The 18,478-nt window shown below is 37.7% G+C and carries 16 protein-coding genes; all 16 read right to left on the reverse strand.

What is annotated here, in order from left to right; genetic code table 11:
• Positions 1 to 11: 11 nt before the first annotated feature.
• The gene (gene iolD, locus WQ54_RS22255) at positions 12 to 1,925 is read right to left on the reverse strand and encodes a 3D-(3,5/4)-trihydroxycyclohexane-1,2-dione acylhydrolase (decyclizing) (protein WP_046587495.1); all 1,914 of its coding nucleotides are present in this window, start codon (positions 1,923 to 1,925) and stop codon (positions 12 to 14) included.
• A 12-nt stretch (positions 1,926 to 1,937) separates the two neighbouring features.
• Positions 1,938 to 2,933, reverse strand: a complete 996-nt coding sequence (iolC, locus tag WQ54_RS22260; RefSeq protein WP_046587497.1) for a 5-dehydro-2-deoxygluconokinase — start codon at positions 2,931 to 2,933, stop codon at positions 1,938 to 1,940.
• A gap of 21 nt (positions 2,934 to 2,954) precedes the next feature.
• Positions 2,955 to 3,770, reverse strand: a complete 816-nt coding sequence (gene iolB, locus WQ54_RS22265; protein WP_046587500.1) for a 5-deoxy-glucuronate isomerase — start codon at positions 3,768 to 3,770, stop codon at positions 2,955 to 2,957.
• A 394-nt stretch (positions 3,771 to 4,164) separates the two neighbouring features.
• Positions 4,165 to 4,554, reverse strand: a complete 390-nt coding sequence (locus WQ54_RS22270) for a tautomerase family protein (RefSeq protein ID WP_046587503.1) — start codon at positions 4,552 to 4,554, stop codon at positions 4,165 to 4,167.
• 91 nt (positions 4,555 to 4,645) lie between these two features.
• A complete protein-coding gene (locus WQ54_RS22275; protein ID WP_046587504.1) occupies positions 4,646 to 5,410 on the reverse strand; it encodes a DeoR/GlpR family DNA-binding transcription regulator in 765 nt (254 codons plus the stop codon).
• Between the two features lie 267 nt (positions 5,411 to 5,677).
• On the reverse strand, positions 5,678 to 7,009 hold the full coding sequence (locus WQ54_RS22280; protein ID WP_046587507.1) for an aspartate aminotransferase family protein: 1,332 nt from the start codon (positions 7,007 to 7,009) through the stop codon (positions 5,678 to 5,680).
• Positions 7,010 to 7,318: 309 nt separating this feature from the next.
• Positions 7,319 to 7,618, reverse strand: coding sequence for a Dabb family protein (locus WQ54_RS22285; protein WP_046587508.1), 300 nt, complete (start codon positions 7,616 to 7,618; stop codon positions 7,319 to 7,321).
• 306 nt (positions 7,619 to 7,924) lie between these two features.
• Positions 7,925 to 8,206, reverse strand: a complete 282-nt coding sequence (locus tag WQ54_RS22290; RefSeq protein ID WP_046587510.1) for a hypothetical protein — start codon at positions 8,204 to 8,206, stop codon at positions 7,925 to 7,927.
• A gap of 120 nt (positions 8,207 to 8,326) precedes the next feature.
• Complete coding sequence (locus WQ54_RS22295; protein ID WP_046587512.1) at positions 8,327 to 9,655, reverse strand: glycoside hydrolase family 30 beta sandwich domain-containing protein; 1,329 nt, start codon at positions 9,653 to 9,655, stop codon at positions 8,327 to 8,329.
• Positions 9,656 to 9,668: 13 nt separating this feature from the next.
• Entirely contained in the window at positions 9,669 to 11,675 is a 2,007-nt protein-coding gene (locus WQ54_RS22300) for a beta-galactosidase (RefSeq protein ID WP_046587514.1), read from the reverse strand.
• Between the two features lie 23 nt (positions 11,676 to 11,698).
• Positions 11,699 to 12,523 carry a carbohydrate ABC transporter permease gene (locus WQ54_RS22305; RefSeq protein WP_046587516.1) on the reverse strand — a complete coding sequence of 275 codons (825 nt, stop codon included), beginning with the start codon at positions 12,521 to 12,523 and terminating at the stop codon, positions 11,699 to 11,701.
• Positions 12,520 to 13,371, reverse strand: a complete 852-nt coding sequence (locus WQ54_RS22310) for a carbohydrate ABC transporter permease (RefSeq protein ID WP_156178114.1) — start codon at positions 13,369 to 13,371, stop codon at positions 12,520 to 12,522. The genes WQ54_RS22305 and WQ54_RS22310 overlap by 4 nt, the downstream gene beginning before the upstream one ends.
• 374 nt (positions 13,372 to 13,745) lie before the next feature.
• Entirely contained in the window at positions 13,746 to 15,029 is a 1,284-nt protein-coding gene (locus WQ54_RS22315; RefSeq protein ID WP_046587519.1) for an ABC transporter substrate-binding protein, read from the reverse strand.
• An 87-nt stretch (positions 15,030 to 15,116) separates the two neighbouring features.
• The gene (locus tag WQ54_RS22320; protein ID WP_046587520.1) at positions 15,117 to 16,193 is read right to left on the reverse strand and encodes a response regulator; all 1,077 of its coding nucleotides are present in this window, start codon (positions 16,191 to 16,193) and stop codon (positions 15,117 to 15,119) included.
• A gap of 1 nt (position 16,194) precedes the next feature.
• Positions 16,195 to 17,955, reverse strand: a complete 1,761-nt coding sequence (locus WQ54_RS22325; RefSeq protein ID WP_046587522.1) for a sensor histidine kinase — start codon at positions 17,953 to 17,955, stop codon at positions 16,195 to 16,197.
• Between the two features lie 258 nt (positions 17,956 to 18,213).
• Positions 18,214 to 18,462 (reverse strand): hypothetical protein, encoded by a 249-nt coding sequence (locus WQ54_RS22330; protein WP_046587524.1) that lies wholly within the window; start codon positions 18,460 to 18,462, stop codon positions 18,214 to 18,216.
• Between the last annotated feature and the right edge of the window lie 16 nt (positions 18,463 to 18,478).

Genomic DNA, 18,478 nt, shown 5'->3' on the forward strand with positions numbered 1-18,478 from the left:
TTCACCCTTTATTAATATTGCTTTGCATATCTTAATTTTTCTTGCTTAAGTTCAAATGTTTTTTGAACAAGTTCTTGCTCAGACACTTCCGGGAATCCTAAGTTCCACCAGCTGCCATCATAACCATCTGTCATTGTTTTTGGAAGCACTTTCATCTCAATTAGAGTTGATCGTTCCTGTTTCTTAGCATCCTCTAAAGCTGCTTTTAATTCTTCAACCGTATTTGCCCGGTACGCTTTAGCGCCATAACCTTCAGCAACTTTCGCATAATCAATATTCATAATTTGATTATCTGCTGTTCTGAATTCACAATGGAAACTGCCATTTCCAGAATCCATTTGAAGATTATTAATACAGCCAAATCCTGAATTATCGAATAAGAGCACATTTATTTTTTTGTTATACTGAATAGCTGTGATAAATTCTGAATGCAGCATGAGGAAGCTTCCATCACCGACGATTGTATACACCTCTTTTGCTGGGTCAGCCAGCTTTAATCCTAATGTACCGGAAACTTCATAGCCCATACAAGAGTACCCGTATTCAAGATGATAGGTGTTCGGAACTTCTGAATGCCATAAACGCTGCAGGTCTCCTGGAAGAGAGCCGGCTGCACAAATAATGATGCTGTCAGGATCGATCGTGTCATTAATCGCTAAAAGTGCAGTCGTTTGCGGAAGTTCTGTTTGTAAAGCATCCGCATACTCATTCAACACTTCTTGTGAAAAATGATTCTTAATTTCAGGATCAAAGTTTTCTCGATTAAATGTGACTTTGCTTAGGCGGTCACGTTCAATTAACCATTCTTCTTTTAATTCAGTAATCGCGTTGCCAAACTCGCTTTTATATCCTTCCAGCATTGGTGTTAAAGCCTCAAATGCTGTTCTAGCATCAGCTACAACTGGAAATGCATCCAATTTATAGGCTTGCATGCGGCTGACATTGATATTTAAAAACTTTGCAGTTTCAAAGTTAAATAGTGTTTTAGATGACGTTGCAAAATCAGTAAATCTGGTCCCGACGCCAATAATCAGATCGGCTTGCTGTGCGGCTTTATTTGCCGCTGATGTTCCTGTAATTCCAAGCCCGCCAAGGTTATTTTCGAATGAAGATTCGATTGCTGATTTTCCTGCTTGAGTTTCAACTAAAGGAATATTATATTTTTTTGAAAACTCCATTAGCGCTTCACGAGCTTCTGAATATTTCACTCCGCCACCTGCAACAATAACAGGTTTCTTGCTTGCCTTAATTAACTCGGCAGCACCTGTCAGCTCACGTTGTGAAGGAAGCTTGCGGTCAATGTAATGGACGCGCTTTTCAAAGAATTTTACATCATAATCAAAGGCTTCCCCTTCAACATCCTGAGAGATACAAATAGTTGCCGGACCAGCTTTTGCCGGGTCTGTCATCACTTCAAAAGCCCGAATTAAACTTGACATTAATTGCTCAGGTCGAGTGATGCGATCCCAATATCTTGATACAGGCTTTAATGCATCATTTGTTGTGACAGCTGTGCTGTATTCTTGCTCAATCTGCTGCAATACAGGATCAGGCTGGCGTGTCGCATAAGTATCTGCCGGCAGGAATAAAACCGGAATATTATTTGCAAGGGCAGTACCTGCTGCTGTAACTAAATTAGCAGAACCTGGGCCGCTTGAAGTTGAAACAGCATATATTTTTTTGCGCAGCATTTGTTTGCTATATGCGATCGCTGCATGTGCCATACCTTGTTCATTTTTCCCTGAAATGATTTTTAAATGTCCTGGGTCCTGTTCAATCGCCTGCCCAATGGCTAATACATTTCCATGGCCAAAGATTGTAAAAATACCTTCAACAAACGGAAACTCCTCACCATCTATATGGACATATTGCTGATTTAAAAACTTGAACAAGGCTTGTGCTGTTGTTAATCGAATTGTTTCCATCCCTCTTCACCTCTATGAAATTGAAATTGTCTCGTTTTTAGCTATTAATTCTTCAATCTCTTCCACTGTAGGCATTGCTTCTGATGAGCTATGCTTGCTAACAACAATCGATGCTGATGCACTGCCATATTTTAATGCTGATTCAATATCTTTACCTGTGATTAGTGCGAATAAGAATGCTGAAGCATAGGAATCACCGGCTCCAAATGTTTTTAATACGTTTGTCTTATAGGCCAAACCTCTAAAAATTTCACCCGATTTTGCATAGGCATATGAGCCTTCAACACCATGCTTAATCACGATAAGCTCTGGAGAATGCTTAAACAGATAGTTGACTGTATCCTCGTTTTTCCCTTCTGTCTTTCTGTTTTCCAATACATCAAATTCATCACGTGTCCCAACGACGACATCTGACTGCTCTGCAACTAATGAATAATAAACAGCTGTTTCTTCAGGTGTTTCCCAGGAATATGGACGATAGTCCAATTCGAAAATAACTTTTACATCATTTTTCTTCGCAAGATTAACGGCTTTTATCACCGCTTCACGAGACGGACTTTTTGATAATGCGGTACCTGAAACAAGCAGAACCTTCGATCTTTTAATATAATCCTCATTCACTTCAGAAGGAGTTAAATAAAGATCTGCTACATCCTGACGATACATGAGAATGCTGCATTCTTCCGGACTCTTAATCTCTGTAAAAGCTAAACCTGTTTTATGTCCCTCAGTATCGACCACCATATTGGACGTATCAATTCCAGCATCCCTCATATATTTTTCAATAAACCGTCCGTGCTGGTCATCGGAAATTTTACCGATGAACCCAGCTTTTAATCCTAGCTTGGAGCTTCCGATTGCAATATTTGCAGGAGAGCCACCAACATACTTTGAAAACGTCATGGTTTCTTCCATTGGGCGGTTATATTCCACTGCATTTAAATCAATGCAAGCGCGACCAATTGCAATAATATCGAATTCCTTATCAGCATGAAAATAAATATTCATTTTATCTAACAGCTCCTTTTTTTATCGATTTAAAATCCATTCATGATCAGGATCGTTGTAGAACTTCCAAATCCTCTTCGGACCTGCCATTACATTTAAGTAATAGGATGTGTAGCCTTCAGGAACACCTACTGGATGGTAGCCCGCAGGTACAAGAACCATGTCACCGCTCTCAACAGCCATTGTTTCATCCAATGAACGATCATCAGTGTATACACGCTGGAAGACAAAGCCCTGCTTCGGATTCATTTCATGGTAGTATGTTTCTTCTAAAAATGACTCCTCTGGCAAATTATCTTGATCATGCTTATGCGGAGGATAGCTGGACCAATTTCCGCTTTCTGTATATACCTCAACAACTAGTAAACTATTTGCAGAAGGATCGGAATCTGGTAAAATATTGTGCACCATACGCTTGTTGTTTCCAGTTCCTCTATGCTCGACCCCATTGTCTGCAGCACTGATTAATTTTGTCGGCAATTGCTTATCTGATGGCGAATAGCATAAAGCAACACGCGCTCCGCTTACTGCCTCTACTTTAAACGTTCGATCATTTGATACATAAACACTGTCTGTTGGTTTCTTTTCAAAGACAGATTCACGTGTACCAATTTCTTCAAAATTGACCTCTCCATCCGAAACATTTATCTTCCCAGTTAAGGCCACAATGCAGCATTCTTTGTTTCCCAGCTTTTCTGAATATGTTGCACCTGGAGCAAGGTCAATCATTTTAAATCCGACATATTCCAATGATGAATTTTCTGATGCTACTTCATGAATAAGTGTTACACCTTGTTCCAGCTCTTTTTGAACAGGCTTGCGCAGCAATTTACTCATTGCAATCTCCTCCTATTTTTATAAGTAAGATAAGAAATGTCACTGCAATCGATTTCATTGGTGGTTTTAAAAACAAAATAGAATTGTCTATTCAATCATACACTTTTCCTGATTTCTTCTACAGATTAATCGTTAAACCGTTTTCAGTCAATACTTTTTAGCGTTTTAAAGGTAATTTTTTCAGAAATTCCCACTTTCCAAGTTCACTTATTCGCAATTAACGTATATTTTACTGCAATCGATTTCATTGATAGTTAGATTTTTTTGATAAGATTAGTTTGATAGTACTTCTAACTAAGTAATCCTATCTTTAGATTTAATCTTACCATTTATATAAAACGCTTTCAATAGGTATCCTTAAATTAATAGATCAATAATTTCTAAGTCATTTTATTTACAATTTACCTGTTAAAAACTGTGCTTCGCCAAGACCAAAGCTCCAATCGGCCTCTCCATTTTCAGTGATTGAGATCATCAAGTCCTCTGGTGATATACCGCACTCCGTTTCAAGTCTATCTGCCAGCAGGGAATATAGTCTTTTTTTCTGTTCTTTTGTTCTGGCTTTACTTACAATACTGATGATCACCACATTATTTGTTCTATTAAAACCTAATCCTGTATCCTGGATAATAAGTTCATTGGCTGAATGCTGATGGACAATTTGATAACGGTCCCTTTCAGGCACGTTAAATGCTTCCACCATTGCATTGTGGGCGGTATCCAATAATTTTTTTAATGACTGCTCATCTCGGCCTTCAATTAAATCAAAACGTAATAATGGCATAAATAACTTCCTCCTTGAACATGTTTATATATAGTAAAACTTTTAAGCCATATGTTTGAAAAAGGCTTAAAAGTTTTCTTAACATCCTAAGTTAATTCAATTTGTCAGAAATGACAAGCTGGATATCATGCTTGTTTGCAAATTCCTGATAGGCATCACTTGGCAGCCGATCTGTAATAATCGCGTCAAGTTCAGATAAATCACAATAGGTCATTAACGCATATTGATCAAACTTTTCATGATCAACTAGTAAATAAACCTTTGAGCTTTTGTTAACAACGGTTTGCTTCATTTCATTTTCAACAGGTGATGAATGAGTAACACCGTTTGTGATGGAAAGTCCTGCAGATGCCATAAATGCCTTGTTGATATTGTATGATTTCAATAAGTCCAGATTTTTCAGGCTGACAAAAGACTTGGTTTTACGCTCTAATACTCCGCCAGCAGAAATGACATTTAAATTGTTGTATGGAAAAGATTTGAAAATAAAATCCAGATTATTAGTTAGGATTGTCACATTTTTCTGTTGCAGATAGTCCACCATCTCTAATGTAGTAGTACCTGAGTCAATATAGATAATATCCCCATCCTCAACAAAATCTGCTGCCGCTTTACCAATTGCCTTTTTTAGTCGTACATTTCTTGTTTGTCTCTCATGAAAGGATGTAAGTGTTGCATGATTGACAGAAATTCCGCCATAGACCTTAATAATCGTTCCGCGATCAACCAATTGCTGGATATCACGGCGAATGGTGTTTTTTGATACATTAAACACTTTACAAAGCTCATCCAATGATACTGTTTCATGGACTAAAACATATTCTTGTATCTGTTCAATCCGTTCTGTTTTTAACATGACTACCCCTTCTTGTTTATATTACCTATTCAAAAGCTCTAAGCAACATGAACCTTACCTACATATTAACAAAAACTACCCAAAAGTTCACCATATTTTTAAAAAAATATTAAATATTTAGTTATTACCTTTAGTATTTTGACCAAATTCATCTTAAAAGAACCAAAATATAACCAATATTAGCCATCATGTGATTAAATCATATACCCGCCTCTTTTGAAGATACCATCCAATCAAAAAAGGCGGGTGGATTTAAAATTGAACTGATCAATGTAACTGCTTTTGTTCAATAGCATGAATCGAATCATAGAGAATGCCAATTAAGCTTTTTATTTCTTCTTTATTGATGATGAGAGGCGGGGCAAAGACAATTGTATCTTGGCCATCAAAAACAACTGAGCGGCAAATGAGACCTCGCTTTGCAGCTTCTGAAACAATAACCGGTGCTAAAGGCGTTGAAAATTTTTCACGTGAGGACTTATTTTTAACAAGTTCAACCGCTCCCATTAACCCCAGCCCTTTTACTTCACCAACGATTTCACTCATCCTCTGAATAGAGCGGAATCCTTTTAGCATTTCTTCCCCCATGTCTTTAGCATTTTTCATTAATTGTTCATTTTCAATGATTTCAAGATTTTTCAATGCAACAGCACAAGCCATCGGGTGCCCGCTGTACGTATATCCATGTAAAAGCGTGCCTTCAGAAAGCTCAATGAATTGCTGGTGAATGTCTTTGGAGAGCATAACCCCGCCTAACTGAGCATAGCCGCTGGTCACACCCTTGGCAAAGCACATCATATCTGGAGTGACATCATAATGATCCACTCCAAAATACGTTCCTGTCCGGCCAAAACCAGTAATCACTTCATCGGTAATAAATAAAATTCCGTATTCATTACATATCTTTCTAACTTCCTTGAAATAAGATTCAGGAGCGATATGGACACCGCCAGCACCTTGGACTGGTTCAGCAATAAATGCCGCAATTGTTTCAGGCCCCTCCGCATCAATTAGGTCCTTTAAAGATTGTAATGAGAGGTGATCGACATAATGAAAATCCGGGGCTAATGAATTGGTAAAATCCCTAAATGGCTTGAGGCCGGTTGCGCTTGTCGCCCCCATCGCAACGCCATGATAGGACTTTGTACGCGAAATGATTTTTTTTCGGCTTGTCTGTCCCTTTAACATCCAATAATGGCGAGCCAGTTTATAGGCTGTATCATTGGCCTCAGACCCCCCTGAAGTAAAAAACGTGGCAGTTAGATCACCAGGAGCAACCTCGGCTAGCTTTGCTGCCAAGCGAATAGCAGGTTCATTGCTAAATGTGGCAAAACAGGAGGAAAAGGCCAACTTTGACATTTGCTCAGCAGCAGCCTGCCCCAATTCTGTTCTCCCGTGACCGATATTAACATTCCACAGGGAGGACATGCCATCAATCACTTTATTTCCAGCAAGGTCATGGAGATATACCCCTTTTCCTTCTGTAAAAATGAAGGACGGCCCTTGTTCTTGTTGTTGTTGAATCGGTGATGTCGGATGAAGGAAATGCTTTTTATCTAATTCGGCAAGCTCCCTAATGAGATTCGAATCTTTTTTCATTTTAAACACCCTTTCCTCTTTTAACCTCCTTGATATACTTCATTTATATGAGAAGGGAATGGCAAGGTATGTTTCCTACAGTGAAATATCAAGAGAAAATGAAGAGAGGAATGTAAGGAAGGAGTTTACAGTTCGCAATAGGCTATGAGCCTCTTTATATTCCTTTCTATTCTAATGCAAAGAAATCCCCACTTTACCTCATATAATGTGGGAATTTTTTAAATCTATGTCACTCCTAAGGAAAGAACGCAAAAAACGATCCGCCTCGCGAATAAAAGGCAATATGTTTAGATTTTTAGATTGTGATAGTTAGATCTCATAATCTACTACAATGACGTTATCTATTATTCCAGACAATGAGGAAACAAAAGCTTGATGGACTGGATGAGGTAAATAATCATTAAGCGCTTGTTTGCTTTCAAATGTTACGCGTAAGCCGAGAGTATAACCTTGTATTTGTTCAGTTTCTTCAGTCATGTTTATCCCTGCTGTGAGTTCTAAAATTCCAGGAATTTTCCCCTTAAAATCTTTTAGTTGCTTAAGAAGCTCCTGTTCTATTTCAGGCGTGATATTTTCATTAAATTTAAACGTAACGATGTGTTCGTACATGTTTCTTCCTCTTTTCTGCAGTAAGATATTTTGTTTAAAAAAGGTGTTATTAATTGGTTGACTTTGAACTTTTATGAGAAAAAGCCAGCATTTGCTGACTTTTTCATGTTTTTATAATCTACTATTTCTAAATCTAATTATAATAGATTTCATTGTAAATAAGAGAATTAAGATAAATCTTTTTCATTTTTCAAAAAGGCTGTTTTCACAAACTTTGTTGCTATTAACTAAGTTGTGTGAATTGGTTGATAGCAGTGAGAGATGCCACTTTGGTGAGCATCCTCAGCGAAAACACCCGTATAAGTTTCACCTTTCCCGTTGCTTTTGCCTGCATTCTCCTGAGTACACATAGTTTATTTCAAGAAAGGTGTGCATGTGGAGCGGCATATCAGCAAAACGGTGGTGTTTGCTAATATTAATCGGGCCTTTATCAAAAAAATACTTTTCCTGTAAACGGGGAATAGAGCTATCATTTTCAATGGCCAGCTCATTTCCATCATAATCATTTACATTTTCATAGGTGACGATTTGGATTTTTTCAATATTATCCAGCTTTCGCAGGAAGTGATCTAATTGTTGATGATTCATCTTCATTCTCCTGAACGATAGAAACTGATTACTTTTCTTTCATTGTAATTGAATTTCAGTTACCTTTCAAAATTGAAGGCGAAATCGCATAAAAAATCGAAGGGCCACCTAAGGATTCCCTTATAACACAATCGTATGAAAAGATTCTGCTTCTAATGTAAATGAATAAATTTCTCCATTTTCTTCGATTGTCAGGTCACGTGCATCTTTAAACGGGTTTGCAACGACAAGCACTTTTGATCCGTCGGGATTTTGAAAGGCAGTTGTATTGCCAGTCCATGGACCAATTGTTTCAAGCCGAACCGCTCCTTGTTTAACAAAATGAGAAAAATGCTTCATTACGTAATATTCCGGATTGTAATTTGTCTGCTTTGATTCTGGATCTACCGTGATCATGGAGTTTTGCTCCCAGCCCCATGTACTTCTGCCTTTTGGTTCTAATACCATGTTCCAATAAATATAGGCATTCGCTCCGTTCACAAAGTAATGGCGAAACAGATTATGAACATAATGAGCATATGCCCATGTATTTTCACCGTTTCCGCATTCGTTCTCGGTTTGCATGTATTTTATTTCAGGATAGCTTTGTACTGTTCGTTGGATGGCATATTTGCCTGCCCATTGATACCCGACACCTTTTACATAGCGATATGCCATCGGATCACTTAACACCGTATTTGCATAAGCATCATAATCTGAGGTTGTTCCCTTCATCAACTCTTCCCATGGTTCAGGCGCATTAATTGTTCCAAGCCAAATTTCAGTATCAATCTCATGTCTTTCAAAGGCTGGTCCTAAATAATCAGCAATAAATTCGCGAAGCTGATCCCCTGTCCAAAGACATGAAGGAAATTTCTGATCGGCCACTACTTCATTTTGAACATGAATTTGATGAATGGTAATTCCTTCTTCTTTATAGGCTTGAACAAATCTAACAAAATAAAGCGCATATGCTTCCAGAACTTTCGGTTCCCAGCGGAGTGTTCCGTAATTATACGCTTTCGGGAACTTCATCCATGTTGGCGGGCTCCAGGGAGAGGCAAATAGCTTTAGATCCGGATAGCGTTTTAAAGCCTCCTTGATATATGGAATTAAATATTTTTTATCGCGCTCAATGCTAAAATGGATCATTTCATAATCTTCAGGTGTTTCATTATGGCTATACCATTCAAGCGCATAGTCACTGGCCCCAATAGGCAGGCGGCAGATTGTGAATTGGCACTCGCCCTCTGGCAAAAATAACGCATCAAAAACTTTGTTGCGATCTTCTTCTGACAAGTGGCTCAGCGCTTCAAAACCAAGTTCATTAAAACAACCACCAAATCCATCAATAACGCGTTTTGTTTCATTGGTTACAATTAAATTCGGCGCTGCTCCTGCATAAGAAGGCTCCAGTTGTTGTTTTTTCCAAAGATGTTCCTTTGTTGTTGAAATCCAGCTCGTTCCCATGTCTCCCTCTCCTCTACTTCACTTCAAAAATCATAAATGACCAAGGCTTTAATAAGATTGAATCCCCTTGTATATATGTTTTATCAGTTACTAGTTCAATAGCCTCTTTAAACGGATACATCATCTCTTGGGATTCAGATGAATAATTAAAAATAAACTTTACCGTTTTACCTTGTTCATTCACTCCGCTCTTCACAATCATCGGGAAGCAAATTTCCTGTTCTGAATTCCAAATACCTGCCCGTTTTAGCGCTTGTGCAAGAATTCCAGACATCAATTCAGGAGATACAATACAGCCAATATAAGTCGCGAATCCTTTTCCATACTCATTACCAGTAATGGCTGCATATTCACCCCAAGTAGGATGATCATATGTTGCCAATACTTCTGCTGTGGTCGGTGTAAGCAGCTCCATCCATGTGTGAAGATGATTATGGTTTTCGTCCACTCCATAAGGATTACCCAAAAGCTTAACATTCTTTGGCTCTACAAACATCTGGTATTGTACTCCGCAAGACTTTTCAATGATTCCTGGCTGTGCAGACGTTCGAACCTTGATATGTTCGTTCGTAAATCCAGATTTAAAGGTAAAAATGGCATGACCGCCCTTTTCAACATATTGATTTAAGCGCTCAAGTAATTGATCTGAAGCGACATACAAACAAGGAACAATAATCATTGAATAATCATTTAAGTTCTCGGTATCCGGGTTGATAATGTCACACTCTATATTTAATTTATATAGTTCATCATAGATTAATCGAAAGATATCATTGTAATTCAACTCGGATTTTTGATTAAATTTAAACCAGCTAACACCCGTCAGAGCTTCATTGCTTACAAGAATCGCTGTTCTATTTTTCTTTTTAAGATTTACTAGTTTAGGTGATAATCGTTTGAAGTCAGCGCCAATTGTTTTAGCTTCATTGTAAACTGGATTCGGCTGAAAGTCGTGACTAAGAAGGCCTTTCCAATAGGTTTCAAACGAATTATGGATCGAATGCCAATGCCAGTATGCAACCATATTCGCTCCTGAGGCAACATGGCTGAAGGCCTGTAAACGCAGCTGACCTGGATAAGGTGTCCAGTTCGTAAAGGCTTGAGCTTCTGTTTCAAGGACAAGATAGTTTTGCTGTTTTGTTGATCGGGCGATATCCCCGCCAAACGAAATTTCCATTCCTGTTAAATCATCCTGAGATGGATGATAAATATCTACTCCGGTTATATCAAATGGTTCTGATGCAGTAAAATGGTTGACGTTCGGCTGAACCCCGAATGAATAGCCTCGCCATTCAAAGTCAAAGTTTTGCGTAATAAATTGTCCTTCTCGGCGATATTCTTTGACAATTTCAACCTGCCATGCGAGAAACTGATCAACAAGCTTACGCTGGAATTTAGAAAACTCTGCACCAAGGCTGCCATTTATGGTTCCAACAACAGATGGCATATCTTCCCAAGCATGAACATCATTGCTCCAATAAGCAAGCCCAAACGCTTTATTTAAGGCATCTGTTGTATTGAATTTCTCATTTAAATACTTCACAAATTGATGCTGAACATTTGGACCGGACGTATCATAATGCTTCGTTTCATTATCGATTTGATAACCGATGATGGCTGGATGGTCTTTTACATTTTCCATCAGCCTTCGAATAATCCGCTCTGCATAAAATAAATAGGTCGGATTTGTAATATCCATAATTTGTCTGGCTCCATACTTCCCCTTACCTTGCTTCGTGACAGCCAGTACGTCAGGATGTTCTTTTACCATCCAAGTCGGCACTGAATAGGTAGGGGTGCCGACGATAACTGAAATTCCTGCTTTATGCATGGCATCTAGTACTCTATTAACGGATGTAAAATCAAAGACTCCGTTTTGCGGCTCATGCGTACTCCATGTTGATTCTGCGATGCGGACGACATTAATTCCTGCATCTTTCATCATTTGAATATCAGTCTCCAGCCTGTCATAAGGCATATATTCGTCATAATAAGCGACACCATATAGTAATTGCTTCAACTTCCTCTCTTCCTTTCATCCGTTTATTTAATAGCGCCATCAGCAATGCCTTCAAGAATATACTTCTGGAAAAAGGCATAAAAGACCACGACAGGCAATGCCGTTAATACCAATGCAGCAAGGATCTTCGGCCAGTCTGCAACATATTGTCCGAACAGCATATTTATCGAAAGCATAAGCGTATAATTATTGACATCAGTCAGCATAATCAATGGCAATAGGAAATCGTTCCAGAGCCAGAGCACATTCAATACTAATATGGTTGCCGTTATCGGTTTAAGCAAAGGAAAAATAATTTTAATAAAAATTTGAAAATCGTTACAGCCATCAATTTTCGCTGCTTCCTCCAACTCTTTTGGAATCGATTTCACAAATCCATGATATAGGAACACAGCCATGTTTACACCCAGCCCAATATAAATGAGACCAAGACCATAAAGTGATCCTTGGAAGCCAAGAATTTTTGCCATTTGACTCAAGGTAATCATGATCGAGTGAAATGGCACAAGCATAGAGGCAATGAAAAGCGTAAAAATAAGGGCACTAAGTTTCCCTGATGTTCTAGCAAGCTTATAGCCAGCAAGTGACCCGCAAAATACAATCCCCGCAAGGCCAATCACGGTAACAATCAATGTATTAAAACCACTTCCTAATAGGTTTAACTCTGAAAAAACACCCATATAGTTTTCTAGTGAAAGTGACTTTGGCATCGATAACACCGAGTTAAAGATTTCCCCTTGTGTTTTGAAAGAATTGATCACGGCCATATAGATCGGAAAAAATGAAATAACCGCAAAAACAGTCAAGATTAGGCTAATGGAAAATGAAACTGCACGGTTCTCCCTCATGCTTCAACCTCCTTGCGCTTTAAGATGCTCACTTGAATCAATGTAATAATCAATACAACGAGGAACAGAATCATTGCTTTTGCATTAGCGTAGCCGAAACGGAAGTTATTCGAAAAGGCTTCTTCGTAAATATTCAAAGCCATTACTTGAGTAGAAGTCCCCGGACCGCCTTGTGTCAAAGCATATACAACATCGAATACTTTAAATGCTCCATTTAAGGTTAAAAAAGAACAAATGGTAATCGCATGCATAATCATTGGGATTACAACATGTCTTAATCGTTGAAAAACATTTGCACCATCGATCATCGAAGCTTCTTTTAATTGTTTCGGAACACCTTGTAACGCTGCCATATAAATGACCATCATATAGCCAATTCCCTGCCAAAGCGAAACAATTAAAATTGAGTAAAAAGATACACTGGCATCCCCAATCCACGACTGATCTAATATCGAGAAGATCGCCTGCTTTGAAAGCTCAGGAAAAACATTGGTAAAAATGAATGAAAACATTAACGAGCTTATGATTAAACTAATCATATTTGGCATAAAGAAAATAGTTCGAAAAAATCCTTTTGATTTCATTCGTGACTCTATTAATAAAGCTAAAAGCAATGCGGCAACATTTTGAATCACAAACATGAAAATCGTGTAACGCAAGGTAAACCAAAAGGAATGTCTAAATGCTGGATCATCACTAAAGGCCTCAATATAATTACTGAATCCAACAAAATTGAATGTTGGATTTAATCCATTCCAGTCCGTAAAGCTATACACTCCTGCACCAATCGTTGGGATAAACAGAAAGACAAAATAGAAAGCAAAGGCTGGAAGGACAAATAAAATCAAACTTAAATGGTTGCTTTTTGTTTTAAGCTTTTTCTTCGTTGCCGCTTCCTTTATAGGTACATTCGGTACATTCAATTCTTTTACTGGCACATGATTTCATTCCTTTCATTCTATGATTCTTAAGATAAGCAGAAGCCGCTAAGCATAAGGCAAATAGGAATAGAAGGTGTTCATTGCCTTCAATTCCTTTTTGACTGCACACTAGAGAGGCCGTCAAAAACTAGGGTCGTCCCTATCTCTTGCCTGCACTTGCACGTCCTTGCTTCACCGATGGCGCGTGGAGCTGGACATCAAACCTAAGTATCAAAAATTATCTTATCTTTAAGTGAAAGACAGTCTATAAAAAACTGTCTTTCACTGTTTATGCATATCTATTATTTGTTCACTTTGTTATACTCCTGCCAAGCACGGTCTAATCCCTCAATAACGTCTTCCTTAGAGGAATCGCCAGCATAGTAGCTTTGCAGTAATTTCTCAGAAGCCGATTTTACTGCCGCTGGAATAAGCGGATCCTGATACACTTTTCCATCTTCCACATATTTCGCCGAATCCTCTAACCAAGGGTAAGTTTCAAATGTATGAACTTCAGAAATCGGGTTAAAGCCTAAGCTCTCATAAAATGCACTGGAATCTTGTTCATCTAAAATATAGTTTACAAAATCTTTCGCTACGTCTTTTACTTTACTTACTTTTGATACGGCCAGTGATGTGGATGTACTTAAATTAATTAGCGTAGCATTTGGATCGTCATTGATTGGAAGAGCCGCCACACCAAAATTGAATTTCTCATTTGTCGCAAGCATAGACTCTGCCATCCATGGTCCTTGAACCCACATTGCTGCCTCACCGCTTGCAAAGGCTGCTGCTCCCTGATCCTGACCAACTTCAAATGGACGATCTGTTCCATGAGCATGAACCAGGTCAATGATCTCAAACATGGCTTTTAAATCAGCGAATGAGCCTTCTCCGGCATTCATGCTGTCGATAAAACCTTTATTTGATGTACTTTCTAAAGCACCAACCGTTAAAGGAAGGAAAAGCTGTGGAATATATGAATCTTTATAAGCACGAATGAATGGTGTAATTCCTTTGTCTTCAAGTGTTTTTATAACCGCTTTCATTTCTGTGAGCGTTTTTGGTACCTCTACGCCATTCTCTTTAAAAATGTCTTTATTGTAAATGAATCCCCATTGAAGTGTTTCTAAAGGTACAGCAAGAACCTTGCCATCTCTTGTAACCGCTGGTGATACTGTGTCATAAAGATTTTCCACAAATGGTTCACCAGATAAATCTTCTAAATATCCTGCCTTATCATATACCGGGATATCATTGACAGCATGAAGGGCAAAAACATCCGGACTATCACCAGAAGCTAGGCGTGTTTTTAATAACTGATCTGCTTCATTAACACTTGGCAATTCAAGCTTAACTGTAACCTCTCGTCCTTTTTCTTCTTTTTGTTTTTTAATAAATTGATCAATATATGTTTCGTATTGCTCCTTAAAACGAGGCTGTCCGATAAAGACCTTTAATTCTACCTTTTTTCCATCGCCTCCGCCTGCATCACCAGATGAACTGCTGCTGCCTGGTGCTGTACACCCAGCAAGCAAGCCTGCAAATAAAATGGAAACAAGAAATAATGTAAGCGCTTTTCTCATTTAGTAATTCTCCCCTTTCTGTTTTAATCATAATCTGTTTGCCTTGGTTATAAAATTGAAAATATTAACGCTTACATTTGGACTATTTTAAGTTTTCCGAATTGTCCCCGGGGATGTTCCAAAGTATTTTTTAAAAACGCGATAAAAATAAGAAACATCTTCATATCCAACCATTTCGGCGATTGTCTTATATTGTAACGAAGTAGTCTTGATCAGTTCTTTTGCCTTTTCCATTCGGGTCGTAATAATATACTCAGTCACATTGCAGCCATATCTTTTTTTAAAGACTGTCGTTAAATATTCTTTGCTGACAAAAAAGGTTTTAGCGATGATTTCAAGTGATAAATTCGGTGACGCAGAATGATCATCAATATAGTCCTTAATATCTTCCAAGTTCATTTTGTTTTTCTGCTTCCTAATTTCGTCAATTTTACTAATGATTTGTTTGCCGATATTTAATTGGTTTGTAAGCTCATCTTCAATCGTGCGGTTTGAAAGATGCCTTAATTGCTCCCAATCTAAACCGATATCCTCCATTCTAAGCTTGTGTTCCTTCAAAGCTTCCTTCAGGAGAAATAAAAATTCATGATGCAAGTGAAAGATAAGTGATTCATCTTTTTTGTGTGAATCCTTTAATTTGCTAAAAAACCGCTCTATACTATTGGAAAGCTCAGAGGCATTCAATTCCTTTAAGGAAAAAGCAAGTGTGTGATGAAAGGGTTTAATCAATTCCTCCATTTCAGGATGATTACCTGTGAATAATGGAAAACCTATTTGCTGCTGTTTCCATTTTCTTTTTTCATACATAGCCTTTTCTAACGCGTTATTTAGTTCCGTTCCATCGACAGGCTTTGGTAAATATTCAATGACACGTGATTTAATTGCTTGTCTAGTATAAACAAAGTCTTGATAGCCGCTTAGAACGATGACCGGGATATCTGAGTAATCTCTTTCAAGTACTTCAAGCAGTCCAATTCCATCAATTCCCGGCATCTTCATATCTGTTATAATGAAATCAGGTCGTTTGCGTTTAATGGATTCAAGGGCTTCTTCCCCATTTTTTGCTTCCATTAGATGTGTTATGTCCAATGAGTCGAAATCAATTAATGCTTTAACAGTTTCTCTGGTCCAGCTTTCATCGTCAACAAGTAATAAAGTATTCATATCAATTCACATCCCTTTGAATATAAGGCAATCTCAAAATCACTCTTGTATACTCAGCTTCCTTACTATATAGTTCAATCCCATATTCGTTTCCGAAATAAAGCTTTAGTCTTGCATCAACATTTTTTAAGCCAATACTTCTATTTTGTGTCCCTTCATCGATCAGCAGCTTTCTTCTTATCTCATCTAAAACAAAACTTGACATTCCCACACCATTATCTTCAATGACTATTTCAATTTCATCAAATATTTTTTGAATATCAATTTTAATCCTTCCTTTTTCAATTTGTGACTCAAAGCCATGTTTAAATGAGTTTTCAATAATCGGCTGCAGGGATAATAATGGAATAACGCCATCATTAACAGCTTCATCAACAAATAAGTGGATCGAAATATTTTCGCCAAATCTAACCTTTTGAATATATAAATAATTCTTCAAATGGCTAACCTCTTCACGAATAGGAACCAAGTCTCCGCGCTTATTTGTGATATAACGAAACATGTTCGCAAGACGCTGTGTCATTTGATACATGTCTTTAGCCTGTTTTTTCAAAGCCATCCCGCTGATGACTTGCAGTGTGTTATATAAAAAATGCGGATTAATTTGTGCTTGAAGGGCAAGAAATTGTGCATCGCGATTTTCCATTTCACGTTTATAATCCTTTTCGATCAATTCCCTGATCCGTTCAATCATTTCTTTATATTTTCTTTGGAGAATCCCTATTTCGTCTGTACGTCTATCGTTTATTTGAACGTTAAAGTTCGTTTCTTCCACATGTTCCATTGTCTTTGAGAGTGCTACAATTGGTTTGGCAACTTGATTTGAGACGATAATCGATAATAAAACCGTTAAGAAAATCGAAATAATAAGAATGACTAAACCAGATTGCCCAATATAAACCGCTCCAACCATCATCATTTCTTTCGGGACCACTTTTAATAAAATGATTTTTCCGTTCATCATTTCCTGAAAGAAATAATAATTCTTATCCTTCTTCAGGTAATGGCTTTCTTGCGAAGAAATGATTTCGTTGGAGATGTCTTTGCTGATCTCTCTCTTCATATCGAGCTGATCTGGATTAAAAAGCAAATTCCCATTGTAATCAAGGAGCAATACGGACTCTTCTTCATTACTTTGCAGGTTTTCGGCTATATGGTCCATAAATGAAAACATAACTTGTATTTCAAGTCTTCCAACCAGCTTTTGGTCCTCAAATCGATAGATATTGCGAGCTAAAGAAAAACTTTCTGTAGCTGGATCGACATTGAATATAGCGTCCTTCTGATTCTGATTCGATGGTGAGCTTATATCATTGCTTACATAAAAATCGTTCTTTTCTACTTTATATAGACGATGATCCTCATAGGAAACAAGTGATACGGATAAAATATCATCACTCCCATTATATAAACCAAATAGTTTATCTTTTAGATAGGACTGTGTATTAAATGCATTTATCGAGCTTATATTATCAACTGTCGTTATACTTGGCACCAGTTTTTCATCCACAAGAGCTGAAAATAAAAAGTCATTATACCAGTACATTTGCTCTTCAATATAACTCTTCGAAAGCTCCATGCGGGAAAGATTGGAGCTAATTTCTGAGGATTCAACGGTTCCCCTTGAAATATGAGTTGAGATTAGCATGAAGATTAATAGCGGAACCATCATGACAAGAAGCAGGGTTCCCATTAACTTGTGCTTAATGCTTTCAATTACGTATTTATTAAAATAATGTTTAACTCTGCTTCGAAATCTCATGATACTTCCTCCATTTTGGATTTCCCATCTTCTTAAACCGTTTTATTTATAATTTTATTTTACTGATATTTTGATTATTATAAATCTTAAAATGCTAGATAAAAAGACTATCTTTAAATAGATGGTTTTGTCTATTTAAAGATAGCCTTTTTTTTGACTTTGTCTCTGTTAACTTGGATGTTGATTTTTCTACTGGTTTTCGCTTTCCGCGGGAGTCTCACATATCTGTTCCAATCAAATAGTGCCAAAATCAGTAATTTACTTTAACATAAGACTTTGAATATACAAATCACTAAGTGTATAAGCAATCTCATGATGGAGGCCGCCTTCCATGGCAGCGCGTGTTGCCAAAGTGATTACGGTAATCCCGAGATTTTTTTGGTTCCGTAATAGGCTTTTCTTAGACAATACCCCCATTTGCCCGCGATCTGGAATTATTTTAAAAAGCTTTAAAAACTCATCCTTCCTTCCCTCTTTAATGCATTGAAAAAGTTTTTTCTCATACATGAAATCGTCCGTACGT

This window comes from Bacillus sp. SA1-12 (assembly GCF_000981385.1).
In the GTDB taxonomy this organism is placed as follows: Bacteria; Bacillota; Bacilli; order Bacillales; family Bacillaceae; genus Metabacillus.

What these genes read in the sequence shown, in the direction of transcription:
- WQ54_RS22330 (WP_046587524.1), bottom strand. Translation starts at nt 18,462, where the DNA reads ATGTATGAGAAAAAACTTTTTCAATGCATTAAAGAGGGAAGGAAGGAT.
- WQ54_RS22275 (WP_046587504.1), bottom strand. Translation starts at nt 5,410, where the DNA reads ATGTTAAAAACAGAACGGATTGAACAGATACAAGAATATGTTTTAGTC.
- iolD (WP_046587495.1), bottom strand. Translation starts at nt 1,925, where the DNA reads ATGGAAACAATTCGATTAACAACAGCACAAGCCTTGTTCAAGTTTTTA.
- WQ54_RS22285 (WP_046587508.1), bottom strand. Translation starts at nt 7,618, where the DNA reads ATGTACGAACACATCGTTACGTTTAAATTTAATGAAAATATCACGCCT.
- WQ54_RS22280 (WP_046587507.1), bottom strand. Translation starts at nt 7,009, where the DNA reads ATGAAAAAAGATTCGAATCTCATTAGGGAGCTTGCCGAATTAGATAAA.
- WQ54_RS22320 (WP_046587520.1), bottom strand. Translation starts at nt 16,193, where the DNA reads ATGAATACTTTATTACTTGTTGACGATGAAAGCTGGACCAGAGAAACT.
- WQ54_RS22295 (WP_046587512.1), bottom strand. Translation starts at nt 9,655, where the DNA reads ATGGGAACGAGCTGGATTTCAACAACAAAGGAACATCTTTGGAAAAAA.
- iolB (WP_046587500.1), bottom strand. Translation starts at nt 3,770, where the DNA reads ATGAGTAAATTGCTGCGCAAGCCTGTTCAAAAAGAGCTGGAACAAGGT.
- WQ54_RS22315 (WP_046587519.1), bottom strand. Translation starts at nt 15,029, where the DNA reads ATGAGAAAAGCGCTTACATTATTTCTTGTTTCCATTTTATTTGCAGGC.
- WQ54_RS22270 (WP_046587503.1), bottom strand. Translation starts at nt 4,554, where the DNA reads ATGCCATTATTACGTTTTGATTTAATTGAAGGCCGAGATGAGCAGTCA.
- WQ54_RS22325 (WP_046587522.1), bottom strand. Translation starts at nt 17,955, where the DNA reads ATGAGATTTCGAAGCAGAGTTAAACATTATTTTAATAAATACGTAATT.
- iolC (WP_046587497.1), bottom strand. Translation starts at nt 2,933, where the DNA reads ATGAATATTTATTTTCATGCTGATAAGGAATTCGATATTATTGCAATT.
- WQ54_RS22290 (WP_046587510.1), bottom strand. Translation starts at nt 8,206, where the DNA reads ATGAATCATCAACAATTAGATCACTTCCTGCGAAAGCTGGATAATATT.
- WQ54_RS22305 (WP_046587516.1), bottom strand. Translation starts at nt 12,523, where the DNA reads ATGAGGGAGAACCGTGCAGTTTCATTTTCCATTAGCCTAATCTTGACT.